Source organism: Pelobium manganitolerans, assembly GCF_003609575.1.
In the GTDB taxonomy this organism is placed as follows: Bacteria; Bacteroidota; Bacteroidia; order Sphingobacteriales; family Sphingobacteriaceae; genus Pseudopedobacter; species Pseudopedobacter manganitolerans.
Genome location: NZ_MBTA01000001.1, coordinates 165,383 through 184,900, shown reverse-complemented (window position 1 = coordinate 184,900; position 19,518 = coordinate 165,383). Strand labels below are relative to the sequence as shown.

Here is a 19,518-nt window from a genome sequence, read left to right as displayed (position 1 = left end):
TACATTTTATACTAAAGTAATGATAAATAAATATCAATAAAAATTGAATTCTGAAACAAACATAAACTAAGCTTTTTTAACTATTAGCCTATCATTTTTAAGCTATTAAACCTTTTATGCTTCAGTTTTGTGCTAGAATTTTATGTAAGTACGTTATTTAAATGTCTATTTTGGTTAAAAAAGTATTACATAAAAGTTTTATTTACTATTAATATTGTTTTGTAAACCTTCGCTATTTTATTTTAAGTAATGATGTTAAACAAATGGGCCAAATGCCTGCTTTTGACTTTAGGTTTCTGCACCGTACAAACTTTGGCTAATGCCACCCGTTTGGTGGATAAGCAGGCCACCAAAGAAACGAAACGCCTGTACAAAAACTTGAAAAAGCTTAGCAAAAGCGGCATTATGTTTGGCCACCAAGATGATTTGGCCTATGGCGTAAATTGGAAGTACATTGCCGGCAAAAGTGACGTCCATGATATTACCGGCGACTATGCGGCTGTACACGGATGGGATTTAGGAGGTATAGAACACGCCCGTGAAAAAAATTTGGACGGCGTACCCTTTGATAAAATAAAACAGTTTATTATAGAAAGTTACCAGCGCGGCGCGGTGAACACTATCAGCTGGCACTTGGATAACCCCGTAACTTTAGGCAATTCTTGGGATACCACAAATGCCGTTTCGGCCATTTTGCCCGGGGGCGATAAACATCAGGTGTATTTATTATGGTTAGATAGATTGGCGGCATTTTTAAACAGCTTAAAAGCGCCAAGTGGAGAAGCCGTTCCGATCCTGTTCCGCCCGTTTCACGAATTAAACGGAGCTTGGTTTTGGTGGGGCAAAGCGCATTGTAGCGCCACGGACTATGTAGCGTTATGGAAATTTACCGCCAATTACTTGCAGAGCAAAAACGTACATAACCTCATTTATGTTTTTAACACCAACAGCTTTGCCAGCGCAGAAGAATTTTTGGAGCGCTACCCAGGAGATAAACATGCCGACATGATCAGCTTTGACAGCTACCAATTTGCGCCGTTAAATGCCACCAACCAAGAAATTAAGCAAAGCTCCATCGCTTTTAACAATAGTTTAAAAACGCAGTTAAGTATTTTAGGTGCTATCGCTAAAAAGCACAAAAAACCAATGGCCTTAGCCGAAACCGGCTTTGAAGCCGTTCCGGATGCAAACTGGTGGACCCAAACCTTGTGGGATGCCATTAAAGACTTTAAAATCTGCTATGTTTTGCTGTGGAGGAATTTTGGATGGAAAGCTAATGAGCAAAAAATGCACTATTACGCACCGTATGAGGGACAAAGCTCGGCCGCAGATTTTAAAGAATTTTACGAGCTAGAGCGCACCTTGTTTGAAAAAGACATTGTTCACAAAAATCTATACCGATAACCATTTTATGAACCAGAAACTCACCCTAAAAGAAAAAGTAGGCTACGGCTTCGGCGATTTTGCTTCATCCATGTTTTGGAAGCTGTTCTCGGTTTATTTGCTGTTTTACTATACCGATATTTTCGGAATTTCTGCCGCAGTGGTAGGCACCATGTTTTTGGTAACCCGCATTTGGGATACCGCCCTGGACCCTATCATCGGCATCATTTCTGATAAAACCGACACCAAATGGGGAAAATTTAGGCCTTACCTGCTGTGGATGGCTATTCCTTTTGCCATTATCGGCGTACTTACCTTTAGCAGTCCCAACTTAAGTTTAAGCGGCAAAATCATTTACGCCTACGTTACCTATACCTTAATGATGATGGTTTACTCGGCCATTAACGTGCCCTATGCTTCGTTAATGGGCGTAATGACCTCTAATATCAAAGAACGTACATCACTTTCTACCTATCGTTTTGTTTTTGCGTTCGCAGGCAGTATTTTGGTATTGGCCGCGGCAGAACCTTTGGCAAGTTTGTTTGGCAAAACCCCGGCTGGTGCCGATTTACAAAAGGGCTGGTTTTACAGCGTGCTTGTTTTCGCAATCATCGCCATGTTGCTGTTTTACCTCACTTTTTTATGGACCAAAGAGCGCATCAGTCCGCCCAAGGAACAAAAAAGTGCCTTAAAAGAAGATTTAAAAAACCTGGCCAACAACAAACCTTGGTTTATTTTGTTAGGCGCCGGTGTTTTTACGCTTATATTTAATTCTCTGCGAGATGGCTCTTCCATTTTTTACTTTAAATATTACGTCACCAACCAGGAAGCTTTTCAGCTGCCTGCGTTAAACATCGCCATCAACTATAGTACGCTGTATTTGGTTTTGGGCCAGGCGGCTAATATTGTGGGGGTAGTTTTGGCAAAACCTGTTTCTGATAAAATTGGCAAAAAAAACACCTTCTTATATGCCATGTTAATTGCCACCGTTTTGAGCTGTATTTTTTACGCATTTAAACAAACAGATATTTTCTTGATATTCTCTTTTCAGTTTTTGATCAGCGTGTGCGCCGGGAGCGTTTTCCCGCTCTTGTGGTCCATGTACGCAGATACTGCCGATTATTCGGAATGGAAAACCGGCCGGCGGGCAACCGGACTTATTTTTTCGTCATCATCCATGTCGCAAAAGCTAGGTTGGACCTTAGGAGGTGCCCTTACAGGTTGGATATTGGCTATTTACGGCTTTGAGGCCAACATGGTGCAAACCTTGGATACCCAGTTCGGTATTAAAATGATGTTGAGCTTTATACCGGCGGCGGGTGCGCTCCTATCGGCACTGTTCATCATTTTTTATCAGCTGAATGATGCCACCATGCTCCAAATCACCAATGAGTTAGATACACGCCGCAGTGCTTCTTTAGCAGCTACAAAACAACAAGACCCAGAATTATCATTATAGCGCCCAGCGCAAATCGCAATTTAGAACAAAGCATGACAGCAATTTTTGAAGGCCGCAAAGCGGATTTAGAACAAGCCCATAAAACCCTATTGGATCGGAGGAATGAACCCGAACCGTATGGGAACGGAATTTTCACCCGATATAAATATCCCGTACTAACCGCGGCACATGCGCCATTAACTTGGCGGTTTGATTTTGACCCCAACAGCAATCCTTTTTTTATGGAACGCATTGGCATAAACGCAGCTTTTAACGCCGGTGCCATTAAGCTCGATGGCAAATATTTACTTGTGGCCCGCGTTGAAGGTGCAGACCGTAAATCTTTTTTTGCCGTGGCAGAAAGCGATAATGGAGTAGATGGGTTTAAGTTTTGGGAACGTCCGCTGGCTTTTGAAAGTTTTGCCGGTGCAGATACCAACGTTTACGACATCCGCTTGGTACAACACGAAGACGGCTGGATTTACGGGCTTTTTTGCACCGAAAAAAGAGACCCCGCCGCTAGCCCGGGCGACCAAACCGCTGCCGTGGCGCAATGTGGCATTATCCGCACCAAAGACCTAAAAAGCTGGGAACGCCTTCCCGATTTAAAAACACCCTCGCCACAACAGCGCAACGTGGTTTTACATCCCGAGTTTGTTGCCGGCCAATACGCTTTTTACACCCGCCCGCAAGATAGCTTTATTGAAGCCGGAAGTGGTGGAGGCATTGGTTTTGGGTTAGCCCCGGATATTACAAATGCAGAAGTTGCGGAAGAACATATCCTGTACAAAAAACAATACCATACCGTTTACGAGGCTAAAAACGGTTTGGGTCCGGCGCCAATAAAAACCTCTAAAGGCTGGTTGCATTTGGCGCACGGCGTACGCAATACCGCGGCCGGTTTGCGTTATGTGTTATATATGTTTATGACAGATTTGCACGACTTAACCAAAATTACCCATAAACCGGGCGGCTATTTTTTAGCTCCGGAAGGTGAAGAACGCATAGGCGATGTATCTAACGTGGCATTTTGCAACGGCTGGATTGTGGACCAAGACGGAAAAGTATTTATCTATTACGCTTCATCAGATACGCGTATGCACGTGGCCACATCAAGCATAGCACAATTGGTAGATTACGTCACCAACACTCCAGAAGACGGTTTAAATTCCGCAGCATCCGTTAACGCAATTAATCAGCTTATCACAAAAAACAAACAGTTTTTGGGTAATAGTTAGGCCACATGGGAACGGTAGAAGAAATAAAGCAAGAACTAAAACGGATACTAAAATACTGGGAAAGCGATGCCGTTGACAATGAGTTTGGGGGTTTTGTAGGCAGGCGCAATCATGCCAACCGGCTAATCGGACAATCGCCTAAAGGTTCTGTTTTAAACGCGCGGATTTTATGGACTTTTTCTGCTTCCTACACTTATACCGCAGAAGTAGAACATCTTAAACTTGCGGAGCGCGCTTTTAATTATTTGAAACAGTATTTTTATGATGAGGATTACGGTGGCGTTTATTGGACCTTGAATTACGATGGCACTCCACTAGATACCAAAAAACAAATCTACGCCCAAGCTTTCGCCATTTACGGTTTAGCAGAATACTATAAAATAAGCCGGAGCGCAGAAGCGCTGCAGCTGGCCACAAATTTATTTAATGCTATTGAAGCCAACAGCTTTGACCCTTTATTTGGCGGTTATTTTGAAGCTTTTGGCCGCAGGTGGGAAGAGCTGGAAGATATCCGCCTGAGCGATAAAGATGCGAATGAGAAAAAAACGATGAATACGCATCTGCACATTTTAGAAGCTTATGCAAACCTTTACTTAGTTTGGCCTAACGAGCGCTTAGCTGATAAAATAGAACACCTTTTAAACTGTTTTGAAACGCATATCATCCATCCAAAATCAAAACATTTAGTCCTTTTTATGGATGAGCTGTGGAATTTTAAGCAGCACATTTACTCTTACGGGCACGATATTGAAGCCTCTTGGTTGCTGTTAGAAGCGGCAGAAATATTAGGAGACGAAGCGCTAATTGAAAAGTATAAGCAGTACGCTATTGATTTGGCAGAAGCTGCAAGCGAAGGTTTAAGTGCCGACGGCTCCCTGCTTTATGAAAACAACCTAGATTTGCAACATTTTAACCGCGAAAAGCATTGGTGGGTACAAGCCGAAGCCATGGTAGGTTTTTATAACGCTTGGCAACTCACAAAAGACCCTACTTACCACCAAAAATTTGAAAACGCGTGGCATTTTATCCAAAAACATCTTATTGACGAAGTTAACGGAGAATGGTTTTGGGGCTGCGATGCCCAGTTGAAACCGCTGCTTAACGAGGATAAGTTAGGTTTGTGGAAATGCCCTTACCATAACGTGAGGGCCTGTTTAGAGATTATCAGAAGAACGGGAGCGGCTTAAAGCAATAAAAAAACATGTTAAAACACTAATTGCTTTGCCTATTTTTAAGGATTTATAAATAAATTGCTTCATCATCCTCAAAATCTTTAACACATGAACAAAAACAGAGATTTAAGTTTGCTGGTTCTGCGCCTGGGCGTGGGCATTTTAATGCTGATGCACGGCGTTGCAAAGCTAAAAGGTATCGGCTTTATTGAAGGTATGCTGGCAGAAAAGGGCATTCCGGGAATTGTAGCTTACGGCGTTTACATCACAGAGGTTATTGCGCCTTTGCTAATTATTATTGGTTACCGCACGCGTTTGGCTGCCATTTTTTTGATATTAGGAGCCATAACCGCCATGCTTTTGGTGCATTCTGCGGATATTTTCCAACTTAACCAAGCCGGCGGATGGGCGGTAGAATTGCTCGGCTTGTTTATCACCGGCGCACTTTCGTTAGCCATTAGCGGTGGCGGAAAATATGCCTTATCCAGCAAAAACAAGTGGGATTAAAGCCCTAAAAAATTAATCAATAAGGTAAGAGCGGGCGGCGTTCTTGCCTTTTGTTTTATAGCGAAGAGTAAACCGGCTTAAATTCTACTTTTTAATTTCAGTATGCCGGCAATAAATTCGTCACCGCGCGCTATCTCTATAAATAAGGTGCGCCCGTCTTCTGCGCAAAAAAACTTCATAATTTCGGATAAGCTCATCGTATTCACCTTCCTAAAGTTGATGGCTACCAACTCATCACCAACCAAAACACCAAATTCTTCAGCGGCAGATTGTGGCTCAACCCGGCTGATAAGGTAATGGTTAAAGCTATCGCCGCTGGCTACCAATTCGATACCGCTGTTGTTAACCGCAAAGGGTTTTTTATAGTTGGGCAAGGGTTTTAAATACACCTGATGTTTATGGTAGTCGAACACTACGCTAAAGCGCGAAAGCATGGGGTTGCCAATGCTGCCGTTTCTATTGCTGGCACTGGTTTTGGCGCCAACATCTTCAAAGTAAGGGAAACTGCAAACCACGCTGTTTAGGCTATATTTCCCTAATGTGAAGTTTTTGATACGCCCGTTAAAACCTCTGATATTTCCGCTTAAACCCACTCCTAAATTGGCAGGAATAAATTTTTGAGGCAAATCAAATGGCTTTTGCTGATAGCTTTCCAGAGATAAAGTTTGTCCGCTTCCCGAGTCAATCAACAGGTTTAGCGGGTATTTTTTGCCTTCGTCGGTTTCAACCGTTGCCTGGATGTAAGGCTTGTTGTCTATCAGCGTAAGCGGAAACTTTGTGCCCTTTTTATATAAGCGTGGTTTTTCACCGTTAAACACTTTCAACACGCTGGCTTCGTAATTAATTTTAACCACAAAGCTGTTAAAAAACTCGAAGCCCAATAGCCCGTGTATAGGCATCCCCACATATCCCGAAAGGTCGAAAACATCTTCAGAAAGTATCGCTGCAGATATGCTTTTGCAATGCGCCGCGCCCATGCTAAAGCTTAAAAACGGGACGGTATAAGCTTCTAAAGCACTTTGTTCGCCCAAACCGCTAATTTCTATTTTGCGCACAAACTTCAAATTCAAGGCCTCTTTTAGCTTGGCATCCGTAATTAAAACAGAGCCCACACCGGTATCTAAAATAAAATTAAAAGGCCCCTTGTTGTTGATGTATGTTTCTACGATAATTAAACCCCGGCTTTTTTTAAAAGGAATTAAATCTTGTGTTCTTTTCCCATCAAGCACAAAGTGTTTTTGTGCACTACTTGGCATAGTAAATGCGGAAAAAGCCAAAAACAAAAAAACTGTACGGATGGCTTTCATAGCTTGTAAGCTTTCCATTGCTATTTATTGGGTGTATAATCGGTGTTTGCGTTTTACAAAGTCAAATTCTGCTTTTAAGATTTTTGGCCCTCAAACTTGCATCTTTACACCCTACAATTTACTAATTTGCACGTCTAATTGTAATATGAAAAAATTCTTTCTCGCCCCCGCTCTTTTGTTTGCTTTGTTTATAGCTTCTTGCTCGGTACAAAAACCGCAACCTAAGGCCTATCAAAACATCGACGAATTATTCAAAAACTCGACAGTGCTAAAACAGCACCAAGTGGGATTTTATTTAAAAGAGCTTGGCGCCGATAAAGCCATGTTGCAAAAAAATGCCGATAAATACTTCATTCCCGCATCAAACATTAAACTGCTCAGTTTTTATACCGCTTTAAATATGCTGGGCGATTCTGTAGCGGCATTTAACTACGCCACGCGCAAAGATTCTTTATTTATTTGGCCTATGGCCGATGCCAGCTTTTTGCACCCTAGTTTTAAAGAGCAGAAAGCATTTGATTTCTTAAAAAATTCGAACAAAAAAATTTACCTTATTAGCGGGCGATACCAAGGAGAACGTTACGGAAAAGGCTGGAACTGGGATGATTATAATGAGGATTTCCAAGCAGAGCTTAACGCTTTCCCAATGTATGGAAATATGGTTAGTCTGCGTAAAGATGAGCAGGGCAAAGTACTCATGTGCCCAGACTTATCTACGATGTTTTTGAACGATGTTGGCAGTAATGCCAGCTTAAAAGTGGCCAAAAGGGCGGCAGAAAGCAATGATTTAAAACTGCCGGCGACTTTGCCTAATGGTTACCAACAAAAAGTTCCCCTGCGTTTTGATAAAAACACAGTAGAGAGCTTATTAACGGATACTTTGCTAGCTACCGGACAAGTTTTGGATCCGGTTACCATGCTCCCGTGGCGTAAACTTCCACTGAATGCCAAAACCTTTTACAGCATTAAGGCCGACAGCCTTTATAAGCTTTTGCTACAAAACAGTGATAATTTTGTAGCCGAAGAAATGCTGTTAAACTGCGCGGTAAGCAATAATTTGACCATGCGTAGCGATAGCGCAATTTCTGTAACAAGTAAAACCTTTTTGGCAGATGTGCCCGATAAATTTCAGTGGGTAGATGCTTCTGGCCTATCTCGGATGAACCTAATTACGCCACGTGATTTGGGTTTTGTGCTACAAAAAATTTATAATAAAGTGCAAAACGAGGACCGCCTTTTTTGTTTAATGGCCGCGGGCGGAAAAACCGGCACCTTAAAAAATATGTTTACCGGCAGCGCCACCCCCTACGTTTTTGCTAAAAGCGGCAGTTTAAGCAATAATTACAATTTAAGCGGTTATTTAATAGGCGTATCTGGCAAAAAGTACATCTTCTCTTTTATGAACAACAATTTTATGCAGCCCACAGCAACTGTTAAGGCAGAGGTGGAGCGCATCTTAAAGTTTGTGCATGACAATTATTAGCGAGTAAAGATTAAGGATAAAAGAACAAAGATTTCGGAAGCTAATTCTTGCCAAATTTAATTTCTTGCGCCGGGGCTTACGCTTTGTTCTTCAGGTAACATTTTTGTAAATTGCCCGCCCTTATATTATACAGTCATGTCAGACAAATTAGCTATCAAAGTTACAAAAGCAGCTCACTCAAAGCTCCCAAACGTAGATTTTGAAAATCTGCCTTTTGGTAAAACATTTTCGGACCACATGCTCATCGGCACTTATGCAGATGGAGCCTGGAAAGACTTTGAGATAGTCCCTTTTGGCGATATTAGCTTAAGTCCGGCCATTTCTGCTTTACATTATGGACAAACATTTTTTGAAGGATTAAAAGCCTACCGCCATGATGACGGTAAAATTTCCGTTTTCCGTCCGGATAAAAACGCCAAACGTTTCAATATCTCGGCAGAGCGCATGTGTATGCCAACGTTGCCAGAAGAAATGTTTATCGAAAGTATTGCAAAACTGGTTGATATTGACCGCGATTGGGTGCCAAGCAAAGAAGGATATACCATGTACATCCGCCCGTTTATGTTTGCTACCGACCCGTATTTAGGCGTAGCACCGTCTACCACCTATAAATTTATGGTTTTGGTTTGCCCAACTGGCGCTTATTTCTCTAAAAACCTAAACGTTAAGATAGAAACAGAATACACCCGTTCTGCGGAAGGCGGTTTCGGTTATGCAAAAGCTGCCGGAAATTATGCAGGTTCACTCTTCCCGGGCAAAAAGGCCTCAGAAAAAGGTTTTGACCAGATATTATGGACAGATGCTAAAACCCATGAGTATGTGGAAGAAATGGGAGCTGCTAACGCGATGTTTGTGATTAACGGAAAATTGGTGACCCCATCCACCCGCGACACTATTTTAGACGGCGTTACCCGCGATAGCATTATTACCCTTGCTAAAAGTTGGGGCATGGAGGTAGAAGAACGGAGAGTAGCCGTAGCCGAAGTTTTAGAAGCTATTGAAAATGGCACCTGTACCGATGCCTTTGGCGCAGGAACCGCAGCCACCATTGCCTCTGTTGCAGAAATGTACCATAATGGCAAAACCTACGTATTGCCCGATCCATCAAAAAGCGAATTTGCCAACAAAATGCGCAAAGCTTTAGACGACATTAAATACGGCCGAGTGGAAGATACCCGCGGCTGGAATTATATGATTTAAAGCGAAAACAAATCGCAAAAAAACGGTCGTCTTTTTATACAGAGACGGCCGTTTTTGTTTTTACTAAGCTTGTTTGATTTAAATAGGAACGGGCTTTAGCCCCGTTTTTTTTTAGGAGATTATATATACGGCTTTAGCCAAAACCCGGTAAAATTCGGCTAAAGCGGTATGAGCACTACCGTACATCGGGCTAAAGCCCGAAACAATTAATCGCTTTTCAATATCCGATAATGATGATCGCCTACAGAAGCAATCAAACCCAGGTTGTCCCTAAAATTTGTACTTGCCCAGCTTCTTTTTCAAATAGCCTTGCTTCGCTTCATCAACTTCCTTTAAGGTGCGGTTTTGCAAATGTGCAGACTGTGCCAACTTAGGTACGCCCACACGTTGCGAGCTGTAAATGCCCGAGTGCCCACTGCAAAAATAGGCCACAAAACAGGCAATGGCGAAAAATAGCACGTAATGCCCGCCAAACAGCTCGACTCCCATAAAAGTGCAGGCTAAGGGCGTATTGGTAGCGCCGGCGAACACGCCAATAAAACCCAAAGCGGCAAACAGGGCTACCGGGGCATCCATCAAAGTGGCTAGGCTGTTGCCCAGAGTGGCGCCAATGTAAAATAAAGGCGTAACTTCTCCGCCTTTAAAGCCTGTGCCCAAGGTAACAGCGGTAAAAAAGGTTTTCCATAACCAGCTAAAAGCATCTGCCCCGCCTTCCTTAAAGGCAGAAACCAAAGTCACCGCGCCGTCGTATTCGGGGTTTACGCCTAAACTTAAATAATCGGGTTTGCCTGCCAAAAACGTCAATAGGATAATCGCCACGCCACCGAAAAAAGGAATCAGCCAAAGCGTTTTAAAAACACTGCCAAACAAATTTTTAATGCGGTGCACCAAAACGGCAAATAAATAGCTCGCCAAACCAAAAGCTATCGAAGCAATTAAAATTTTACCGATGAGCAAAATATCCCAATGCAAATAATTAGATAAAAAGAAGTTGGTGTTTTCTACAAAATCTATACGGTAGTGGGTATGGTTTAATCCCCATGCGCTCACGGTAAAATCGCCTACAATGCTGGCAAAAAGACAAGGGATTATGGCATCGTACTTCATTTTGCCCAATGCCAAAACCTCAATGGCAAAAACGGCACCTGTTAAAGGCGTGCCAAAAACGGCTCCAAAACCGGCGGCAACACCGGCCATGAGTAAGGTTTTCACATCTGCCTGCGAAAGTTTAAATATTTTTGCCAGCAGTTGGGCCAAACTGCCACCTATTTGTACCGCAGTGCCCTCTCTGCCGGCAGATCCACCAAATAAATGCGTTACTACCGTGGTAAAAAGCACCAAGGGTCCCATTTGCGGAGGCACCCCGCCACCAGGCTTATGGATTTCGTCCATAATCAAATTATTCCCTTTTTCTGATGTTTTGCCCCAAAGCTTGTACATAAAATGGATGGCTAGCCCCGCCAGAGGCAAAAAATACAGCAGATAAGGGTGCGAAAAACGGAAAAAGATAGAACTGGTGAGCAACCATAAGAACAAGGCAACCATGCTGCCTACCGCCAAACCCAGGGGGAAACTCAATAAAAGCCACTTTAAAACGTATTTCACGATTTGGAATTTCTCGGAAAGCGGACTTTGCTGTTGATTTTTCAAGTTTTTGAGGCTTTGTACAAAAATAGAAATTTATAAAAAAACTGCGCCGAAGCAATTTAACAGTTTCCGCACCTTATTTTTAACTTTGCGCCATGAGTTTTGCAGAAAATGACTTAACGGCTTATCTACAAGCTTTTTGCGACCCAGAACCGGAACTGTTGAAGAAAATTGATAGGGAAACGCAGCTAGAAGTACTAATGCCTAGGATGCTCTCTGGCCATGTACAAGGGCGGGTTTTAAGCATGCTCTCTAAAATTATGGCGCCAACGCGAATTTTGGAGATCGGCACTTTTACCGGTTATGCCACTTTATGCTTTGCAGAGGGTTTACAAAAAGAAGGTAAAATTATCACCCTAGATATTAACGAGGAGCTGGAAGAACGCGTGCGCGGGTATTTTGCAAGTTCGGATTATGATAGCCAGATAGATTATCGCATAGGCAACGCGATGGATATTATCCCTACTTTAAACGAGGTTTTCGATCTGGTTTTTATTGATGCAGATAAAAAGAACAACGAAAATTACTACAACCTGGTATTTGATAAAGTGCGGAGCGGCGGAATGATTATTACCGACAATGTTTTATGGAGCGGTAAAGTTTTAACAAAGATTAACGACAAAGACACGGCGAATATCCATACTTTTAACGAGCGTGTGGTGGCCGATGAACGTGTGGATAAATTGATTTTACCTGTGCGCGACGGACTATTTGTGGTTAGAAAAAAATAAATATCGAGATGAAAAAACTGCTATGCGGATTATTGGGTCTGGCTTTTTTGGCCTCTTGTTCGTCTAAAAAAAACTTCCATCAGCAAAACCGGCAAATTGAAAAAAGCGCTAATAAACAAACATCTGGCAATTATACCAATTACACAGTTGCCTCTTATATAGAAAGGTTTAAAACCATCGCCGTAAAGGAAATGAACCAATATGGCATACCGGCCAGCATCACATTGGCGCAGGCCATTTTAGAGTCTGGCACCGGCAAAAGTGATTTAGCTAAATACGCCAACAACCATTTTGGCATTAAATGCACCAGCGATTGGAAGGGTAAAGGCTACTATAAAGACGACGACCAAAAAGATGATTGTTTCCGGGTGTATAAAAATCCCGAGGAAAGCTTTCGCGACCATTCGGAATTTTTAAAACGCAAGCGCTATGCTTTTTTGTTTGAGCTGGATAAAAACGACTACAAAGGCTGGGCGGTAGGATTAAAGCAGGCCGGCTATGCCACTAATCCGCGCTATCCGGAGCTATTGATCAGTTTGATTGAACGCTACGGTTTAGACCGCTACGATCGCCCGGAAGGGAAATACGAGAAAATACAGCGTGAAGACAAGGTCCTGGCAGACATCAACAAAAACATCCCCAATGAGGCAAAAAAAGACCGCCCAAAAGATGTAGCCCCAATTATTGCCGGCGATAATTATATTGTGCAACAAGGAGATACACTTTATAACATTTCTAAACGTTTTGGACTAACTGTTGATGAGCTAAAAGCTTTAAACGATATGACTGACGATACGATAAAAATTGGTCAGGCTTTGAAAGTTAAAAAATAACCTTTGCGGTCCTTTATTTGCACATTTTTGTTCTTTTTTGCTTGCCTAAATGTATTTGGGCAACAAGAAACCTTTACGGGATTGGTGTTTGATAAAGACACCAAACAGCGTTTAGCGCGCGTACGCATCAGCAATTTGCGCAGCCAGGAAACCATTTACAACAACAGCAAAGGAGAGTTCTCGCTGGTGGCGCGTAAAGGCGATTTATTGCTTGCCCGTTTAGAAAATTACCGCAGCGATACCGTAAAGGTAGGTAACCAAGGTGTTATCATCTTTTACCTCAAACGTTTGGCTATTCCTTTACCGCAGGTTACCGTTAAAGATTCGCTTTTAAGTGCTAAAGAACGTTACGAGCAGGCTAAGAAAGCATTTAACCAAGCCGTTAGACTGGGCAACAATCAAGACCTATTGGCTATCGGACAAAGCGGCGGCGTGGGCTTAAGTATTGACGCGATATGGAGTGCTTTTAGCAAAGAAGGCAAAAATGCCAGGCGCCTGATGGAAGTAATGGAGCGCGATTACCAAAACAACATGATCGACCAGATTTTCAACAAAACTTTGGTACAGAGGATTACCGGCTTAAAAGGCGACAGGTTATTAATTTTTATGCTCAATTACCGCCCCACTTACGATTTTGTGATGAAAGCTAACGACTATGTTTTGGCAAGCTATATTAAAATGGCCTATCAAAAGTTTATGCTCTCTGCGGATGCGCAAGATTTAAGCGATTTAAAACCGATTGGGGAGTGATAATATACCTGTTGGCTATATTATAAATTGCTTAGCTAATTGTAAATTTAGCCTTTCAAAACTTACGTACTTCACAAAAACGCATGATCAAATTTATCCAAGATATTTTTTATAAAATGGGGCTTATCGTAAAACTAGTTAGGCCCGATAATAACCTGTGGCTACAACAGCGCAACATCAAAACAGTATTGGATGTGGGTGCCAACACAGGGCAGTTTGCCAACCTTATACACAAGATATTGCCACAGGCCAATATTATTTCTTTTGAACCTATTAAAAAATGCTATAACCAGCTGTTGCAGAATACCGCGTCTTTAAACATCAAAACGTACAATTGCGCTTTGGGCGAGACCGATGAAATGCAAGAGATTAACATCAGTGCGCATTCGCCAAGCTCCTCTTTGTTGCCTATGACAAAGCTCCACAACGAAGTTTTTGCCGGAACAAATTTTGTAGAAACCGAAAGCATCACCGTTAAAACGCTGGACCTGCTTTTCGCTGAGCTGCCCATTAAAGGAAAGTTTATGATTAAGGTAGATGTGCAAGGTTTTGAAGATAAAGTGATAAAAGGCGGCGCCGAAACATTTAAGAAAGCAGATTGCGTATTAATAGAAACCTCTTTTGTGGAGCTTTACGAAGGCCAGTTGCTTTTTGACGGCATTTATCAAATGTTGGTTGGCTTAGGCTTCGAGTTTAAAGGCAATTATACCCAAACAAAAAGCAAAGAAGACGGCAGCATCATTTATGCAGAATCTTTTTTCGTTAATAAAAACCAGCTTTGAAAATCGCCATTGTCGAAATTTGCGAGTTAAACCACTATAGTGCCGTTAAAGCTTTGGCGCTTACTTATGCGTGCGACTCAAAAAATCAGGTAACAGTTTATGCTTTACCATCTTTCGGCGTATTTAAATCATTGCAAAATGAAGACCGGATTAGCATCATCGAAAAAAAGGCTTCGCAAAGCACCGCAAGTTTTCTAAAGCAGATTAATCAATTTGGTTACGACGTGTTGCATATCAATACATTATCCAAATATCATCAGCAATTTTCTGCTATAAACTGGAAGAGTTTAGTGCTCACCATCCACAATTCCGAAGTTTGGTTTGATAATGCTCCAAACAAACAATTCCAGCTTTTAAAATATCGTTTAAAACACAACGTTGGTAGCCTTAAACAGCGCTTATATCTGCCAATTAAATACTTTTTAAAGGGTTTATCTAAACATAGTCACCGGCAAAAAATGTTGGCTCATATTAACAAAAACCAGCAGAAAGTACTTGTTTACAGCCAGAGCCAAAAGCATTTTTTAAGCGCTTATTTACCTGCATCGCAAATTGTGGTATTCCCTTTTAGTGTGCGCGAAAATTATAAAGACCTTTCAAAAGACAATAGCAAATTACGCGTCTGTATTCCCGGATCTGTAGATAATCACCGGCGCGATTATGACGGGCTGTTTGCGATGCTGAAAAACAAACACACCCAATTTGCAGGTAAACTTTGCATAGATTTATTGGGTTATATACCTGCTAACTCGCAAGCTTTGCTGGCAAAAATCAAGGAATTAGAATTGCTGGGTATTGATTTCGTTTACAACACCACTTTTATTGATGAGGATAGTTTCGACAGACGTTTGTATTCGGCAGATATTATCTTGGGAAATTTGAAAGCCAGCCTTAACACCCAAAGCAAGTACGGGCAAACCAAAGAAACGGGCGTAGTTTTTAACATGATAAAAGCCGGAAAGCCCGGGATATTTCCGTACACCTACGAACTTGACCCGGATATTGCGCCCTTTTGTTTAACTTACGGGGATAACTTGAACGACGTGCTGATCAATTTTATTAAAAACCCTGCAGAACTTGAAGCATTGAAAACGCAAGCCGAATTTGTTACCAGAGCATATCAGCCTGTAAATTTGTATCCTAAACTTGTTAAACAGTTAACTTCCTGATTTGAATCTTTTAAAAAAACAAGGCTTTTTTAACAGCATCACGCTTTATATAGGTACAGCACTAGGTTTTATTAACCTTACTGTACTGTTTCAGCGTATTTTAACACCGCAAGAAATTGGCTTTTTTGCCTTGCTTATTTCGGTAACGTTGCTGTACACGCAAATTGCCGGATTGGGATTTTCGAGCGTAATTACCCGCTACTTTCCCTTTTTTAAAAGCGATGACCGCACGCACAACGGCTTCCCAACTTATGTGCTTAAAGCAACCAGCATCGGTTTTTTGATAGTTACTGCTTTTTATATTTTCGGTAAAGAATACATTATCGATTTAAAATCCGACAGTAACGGCTCATCTTACTTTAGCCGCTACTATTACACGGTAATCCCGGTTGCGCTTTTTACGCTGTGGTATAATTTGGCAGAGACTTTTTCTCGCACCACCTATCACAATATTTTACCGGCTTTTATGCGCGAGGTTGCCCTTAAAGGCTTTACCACCATAGGCGTATTGCTGGTGTATTTGCAATTTTTTAATTATGGCGATTTTGTGTTTTGGTACATTGGCACCAACGCGCTGTTATTGCTGCTGCTGTTGCTTTACCTAAAGCATTTGGATTTAATCCGTTTCAAAAACATTCAACAACCGGTAAAAGAAAAATCGCCCGAAATCCTGAAATACGGCGTTTACTCTATGTTGGCGGGCGGGTCTATCACCATGATCCAAAACATCGACACCATAATGCTTAAAATTTATACTAGCGAAAGCCTAGTGGGCTATTACTTTACGCTGTTTTCTATGGCGGTGGTCATCAGCTTGCCCGCAAAGGCTTTAAGTACTACCTCTTATCAGATTATTGCTGATGCCTGGAGTAAAAACGATTTAAAACGCATCAACAAAATTTACAGCAAAACTTCTTTAGTGCAGTTCATTATCGGTTGTTTATTGCTTATCGGGCTCATTGCCAACTGGCACAACATCTTAACTATCCTTAAAAAACCCGAATACGCCGAGCTTTATTACGTATTTATTGTTGTGGCTATTGGCTTTTTGTGCGATATCACAGGCGGTTTAAACGGCGCTATCATCAGTTTCTCTAAAAATTACAGGGTAATTATGTACATCCTGATTGTGGCTGCTGCTGTTTGTGCCCTGCTTAACATGTTGTTTATCCCCAATTTCGGGATTATAGGTGCGGCCTTGGCTTATACGCTCACCATGTTTGCCCTAAACTTTTTTTATTGGATTTATCTCCTTGTAAAATTTAAACTTCAACCCTTTAGGTTTAGCTTTGTAAAAGTGATGCTGATAAGCGCTTTTGTACTATTAGTGGGCGTTTATTTACCTTATGTCGATAATTTTTTTGTGGATGTTGCCATACGCTCTGCACTTATGGCTTTGTTGTACACAGGGCTTATTTACTTCTTAAAAATTTCGGCCGATATAAACGAAGCCATAGACCAACTGCTTATCAAACTTAAAAAATAGTGACCATGAACGCTCCTGCACCTATTGCGCTTTTTGTTTACAACCGGCCTTATCACACCCAAAAAACGGTTGAAAGCTTGCAAGCTAACCACCTAGCAAAAGATAGCGACTTGTTTATTTTTGCCGATGGCGCCAAGGCAGAGAAGGACCAAAAAGCGGTGCAGCAAGTGGCAGATTATATTGCTACCGTTGATGGTTTTAAATCGGTCACTATTGTAAAGCAACACAAAAACCTGGGTTTGGCCAGTTCTATCATTAAAGGTGTAACTTATTTGAGCGATAACTTTGGAAAGTTTTTAGTGTTTGAAGACGATTTAGTTTGCTCGCCACACACGCTAAGCTATTTAAATGATGCTTTGCAGCGATATGAGGACGACGAACGGGTTTATCACATTTGCGCATCTATGCACCCGCTTAAAGTTACGGAAGCCATGCCCCAGACTTTCTTTTACCGTACGCCGCACAGTTGCGGTTGGGCAAGCTGGAAACGTGCTTGGGATAAGTTTAACCCGGACATCGACGATTTAATGTCGCAGTTTGATGCACAAAAGATAAATGATTTCACCTTTGATGGCAAAATGAATTTCTGGAAACAGATGAACGCTTTTAAAGCCGGAAAAAACAGCTCTTGGGCTATCCGCTGGTACGCTTCTGTTTTTTTAAATAAAGGCTTAGCTTTAAATGTCACGCATTCGCTTATCCAAAATATCGGCCATGATGGTTCGGGCGTACATTCTGATGTTGAGAGCACTTACGACGTAGAGATTTACCCACACCCTATCACGCAGTATCCAACAGAAGTTGCCGAAAATCAAATGATGTATCGCGCCGTACGCCAATTTTATGCTACGCGCAAAGGCAATTTATGGCAACGCGGTGTAAAATTTTTGCGGAAGATGCTTAAAGCTAGTTGATATGCCAACATCCCTAAAACGCTTAACAGACATTGCCCAAAAAACCTCTCGCTTAATTGTGGGCTTAATGTCGGGCACTTCTTTAGATGGTTTAGATGTAGCTTTATGCCGAATATCGGGCAGTGGTTTAAACACCAAAGCCGAAGTTTTAGCTTTTGAAACCTTTGCGTATCCGCCGGAAATAGCAAATTTGTTAGAAGCCGTTTGCTTTAAACCGCAGGTTGATCTAGAAAAGCTTTGTTTGCTTAATGCCGAATTGGGGCGTTTACACGGAAAACTGGTTAAGCAATTTTTGCAAAAAAACAAGGTTGATAAAGAGGCTGTAGATGCCATTGCAAGTCACGGACAAACCGTGTATCACAGCCCCAAGAAGTTACGGACTGAAGATAGCTTCGGCAACGCCACTTTGCAACTGGGCGATGCGGATCAAATCTCTACAGAAACAGGCATTGTCACGCTGTCGGATTTTAGGCAAAAAAACATAGCCGAAGGTAAAGAAGGCGCACCGCTGGCCGTTTACGGCGACTATTTACTGTTCCGCTCAGCGGAGGAAAATCGAGTTTTACTCAACATCGGCGGCATTGCCAACTTTACGCTATTGCCCAAAAACAGCAGTTTCCAAAACGTTCTCAGCACCGATACCGGTCCGGGAAACACCCTGATGAACCAGTATGTGAGGGCAAATTTTGCAAACCAAAGCTTTGATAAAGATGCCACTTTAGCGTTGCAAGGAAAAATTGACGAAGCTTTGTTAAGCACTTTACTACAACACCCGTTTTTCACTCAACCAACTCCAAAAACCGTTGGCCCCGAGCTTTTTAATCTACATTATCTTGGGGATGCAATACAGAAAATCGGAAGAAACACAATTTCAAAAACCGACATCCTTGCCACGTTAAACAGATTTACCGCAGAAGGCATTGCAAAGGCTATCAACCAAAATGTTGATGGCCATTCTAGTATTTTTGTAAGCGGTGGCGGCGTCCATAACCCTCTGTTGATGCAAAACCTGCAATCACTTTTGCCTAATTTTAGCTTCAAAAATTTCCGTGCTTTAGGCTTTAACCCAGATACCAAAGAAGCTTTACTTTTTGCTTTGCTAGCTAATGAAACGCTCGCCGGCGACCCATCAGTATTTGGCGAGGCAACGCTCAGCATGGGGAAAATCAGCTTGCCTGATTAGGGCGGTGAGTGCGCAAAGCGCGCAAAACTAGCATACTCCCTCTATGTTCTCATGTATCGTGTTTTTATCTCCCACTATACTCCCCATCTCCGTGCAAACCTCCGTGTCCTCCGTGGTTCCAAACCACAAGTCGAAGTTTTTTATCTCGATATAATTGATATCTTTGCCGCATCATTAGGGGTGCCTTGTTTGTGTAAACCGGATGCGAGCCATCTGCACAAATACAAAAACAGGCTGAGAACATACCCAATGGAAGGCAAAAGGCATAAGATAAAAGGTAAAAAGGATCGCGACC

The 19,518-nt window shown here is 42.0% G+C and carries 17 protein-coding genes; 15 read left to right on the top strand and 2 right to left on the bottom strand.

Annotated features, from left to right (window positions below):
• Positions 1 to 249: 249 nt before the first annotated feature.
• The 5 genes from BCY91_RS00785 (at position 250) to BCY91_RS00765 (ending at position 5,738) form a co-directional block, all read left to right on the top strand.
• Positions 250 to 1,404 (top strand): glycoside hydrolase family 26 protein, encoded by a 1,155-nt coding sequence (locus BCY91_RS00785; protein ID WP_245988961.1) that lies wholly within the window; start codon positions 250 to 252, stop codon positions 1,402 to 1,404.
• 7 nt (positions 1,405 to 1,411) lie between these two features.
• Positions 1,412 to 2,842 carry an MFS transporter gene (locus BCY91_RS00780; RefSeq protein WP_120180379.1) on the top strand — a complete coding sequence of 477 codons (1,431 nt, stop codon included), beginning with the start codon at positions 1,412 to 1,414 and terminating at the stop codon, positions 2,840 to 2,842.
• 32 nt (positions 2,843 to 2,874) lie between these two features.
• On the top strand, positions 2,875 to 4,059 hold the full coding sequence (locus BCY91_RS00775; protein WP_120180104.1) for a glycoside hydrolase family 130 protein: 1,185 nt from the start codon (positions 2,875 to 2,877) through the stop codon (positions 4,057 to 4,059).
• Between the two features lie 5 nt (positions 4,060 to 4,064).
• The gene (locus BCY91_RS00770) at positions 4,065 to 5,246 is read left to right on the top strand and encodes an AGE family epimerase/isomerase (protein WP_120180103.1); all 1,182 of its coding nucleotides are present in this window, start codon (positions 4,065 to 4,067) and stop codon (positions 5,244 to 5,246) included.
• Positions 5,247 to 5,339: 93 nt separating this feature from the next.
• Positions 5,340 to 5,738 carry a DoxX family protein gene (locus BCY91_RS00765; protein WP_120180102.1) on the top strand — a complete coding sequence of 133 codons (399 nt, stop codon included), beginning with the start codon at positions 5,340 to 5,342 and terminating at the stop codon, positions 5,736 to 5,738.
• A 77-nt stretch (positions 5,739 to 5,815) separates the two neighbouring features.
• On the opposite strand, the gene BCY91_RS00760 is transcribed toward BCY91_RS00765, so the two are convergent.
• Entirely contained in the window at positions 5,816 to 7,063 is a 1,248-nt protein-coding gene (locus BCY91_RS00760) for an aspartyl protease family protein (protein WP_120180101.1), read from the bottom strand.
• Between the two features lie 127 nt (positions 7,064 to 7,190).
• Between BCY91_RS00760 and BCY91_RS00755 the strand changes: the two genes are divergently transcribed.
• Positions 7,191 to 8,528, top strand: coding sequence for a D-alanyl-D-alanine carboxypeptidase (locus BCY91_RS00755; protein WP_182995270.1), 1,338 nt, complete (start codon positions 7,191 to 7,193; stop codon positions 8,526 to 8,528).
• Between the two features lie 135 nt (positions 8,529 to 8,663).
• Complete coding sequence (locus tag BCY91_RS00750) at positions 8,664 to 9,728, top strand: branched-chain amino acid aminotransferase (protein ID WP_120180099.1); 1,065 nt, start codon at positions 8,664 to 8,666, stop codon at positions 9,726 to 9,728.
• 270 nt (positions 9,729 to 9,998) lie between these two features.
• Here the strand turns inward: BCY91_RS00750 and BCY91_RS00745 are convergent, their stop codons facing one another.
• Positions 9,999 to 11,378, bottom strand: coding sequence for a voltage-gated chloride channel family protein (locus BCY91_RS00745; RefSeq protein WP_245988960.1), 1,380 nt, complete (start codon positions 11,376 to 11,378; stop codon positions 9,999 to 10,001).
• 92 nt (positions 11,379 to 11,470) lie between these two features.
• Here BCY91_RS00745 and BCY91_RS00740 point away from each other — a divergent pair, with 92 nt between their 5' ends.
• From BCY91_RS00740 to BCY91_RS00705, 8 genes are all read left to right on the top strand, one after another.
• The gene (locus tag BCY91_RS00740) at positions 11,471 to 12,106 is read left to right on the top strand and encodes an O-methyltransferase (RefSeq protein ID WP_120180098.1); all 636 of its coding nucleotides are present in this window, start codon (positions 11,471 to 11,473) and stop codon (positions 12,104 to 12,106) included.
• An 8-nt stretch (positions 12,107 to 12,114) separates the two neighbouring features.
• Positions 12,115 to 12,939, top strand: a complete 825-nt coding sequence (locus BCY91_RS00735; protein ID WP_120180097.1) for a glucosaminidase domain-containing protein — start codon at positions 12,115 to 12,117, stop codon at positions 12,937 to 12,939.
• Between the two features lie 27 nt (positions 12,940 to 12,966).
• Positions 12,967 to 13,689 (top strand): hypothetical protein, encoded by a 723-nt coding sequence (locus BCY91_RS00730; protein WP_245988959.1) that lies wholly within the window; start codon positions 12,967 to 12,969, stop codon positions 13,687 to 13,689.
• An 83-nt stretch (positions 13,690 to 13,772) separates the two neighbouring features.
• A complete protein-coding gene (locus BCY91_RS00725) occupies positions 13,773 to 14,471 on the top strand; it encodes an FkbM family methyltransferase (protein ID WP_120180095.1) in 699 nt (232 codons plus the stop codon).
• Positions 14,468 to 15,640 (top strand): hypothetical protein, encoded by a 1,173-nt coding sequence (locus BCY91_RS00720; protein ID WP_120180094.1) that lies wholly within the window; start codon positions 14,468 to 14,470, stop codon positions 15,638 to 15,640. The genes BCY91_RS00725 and BCY91_RS00720 overlap by 4 nt, the downstream gene beginning before the upstream one ends.
• A 1-nt stretch (position 15,641) precedes the next feature.
• Positions 15,642 to 17,126, top strand: a complete 1,485-nt coding sequence (locus tag BCY91_RS00715) for an oligosaccharide flippase family protein (protein ID WP_120180093.1) — start codon at positions 15,642 to 15,644, stop codon at positions 17,124 to 17,126.
• A gap of 5 nt (positions 17,127 to 17,131) precedes the next feature.
• A complete protein-coding gene (locus BCY91_RS00710; protein ID WP_120180092.1) occupies positions 17,132 to 18,040 on the top strand; it encodes a glycosyltransferase in 909 nt (302 codons plus the stop codon).
• A 1-nt stretch (position 18,041) separates the two neighbouring features.
• Positions 18,042 to 19,223 (top strand): anhydro-N-acetylmuramic acid kinase, encoded by a 1,182-nt coding sequence (locus BCY91_RS00705; protein WP_120180091.1) that lies wholly within the window; start codon positions 18,042 to 18,044, stop codon positions 19,221 to 19,223.
• Positions 19,224 to 19,518 lie beyond the last annotated feature (295 nt).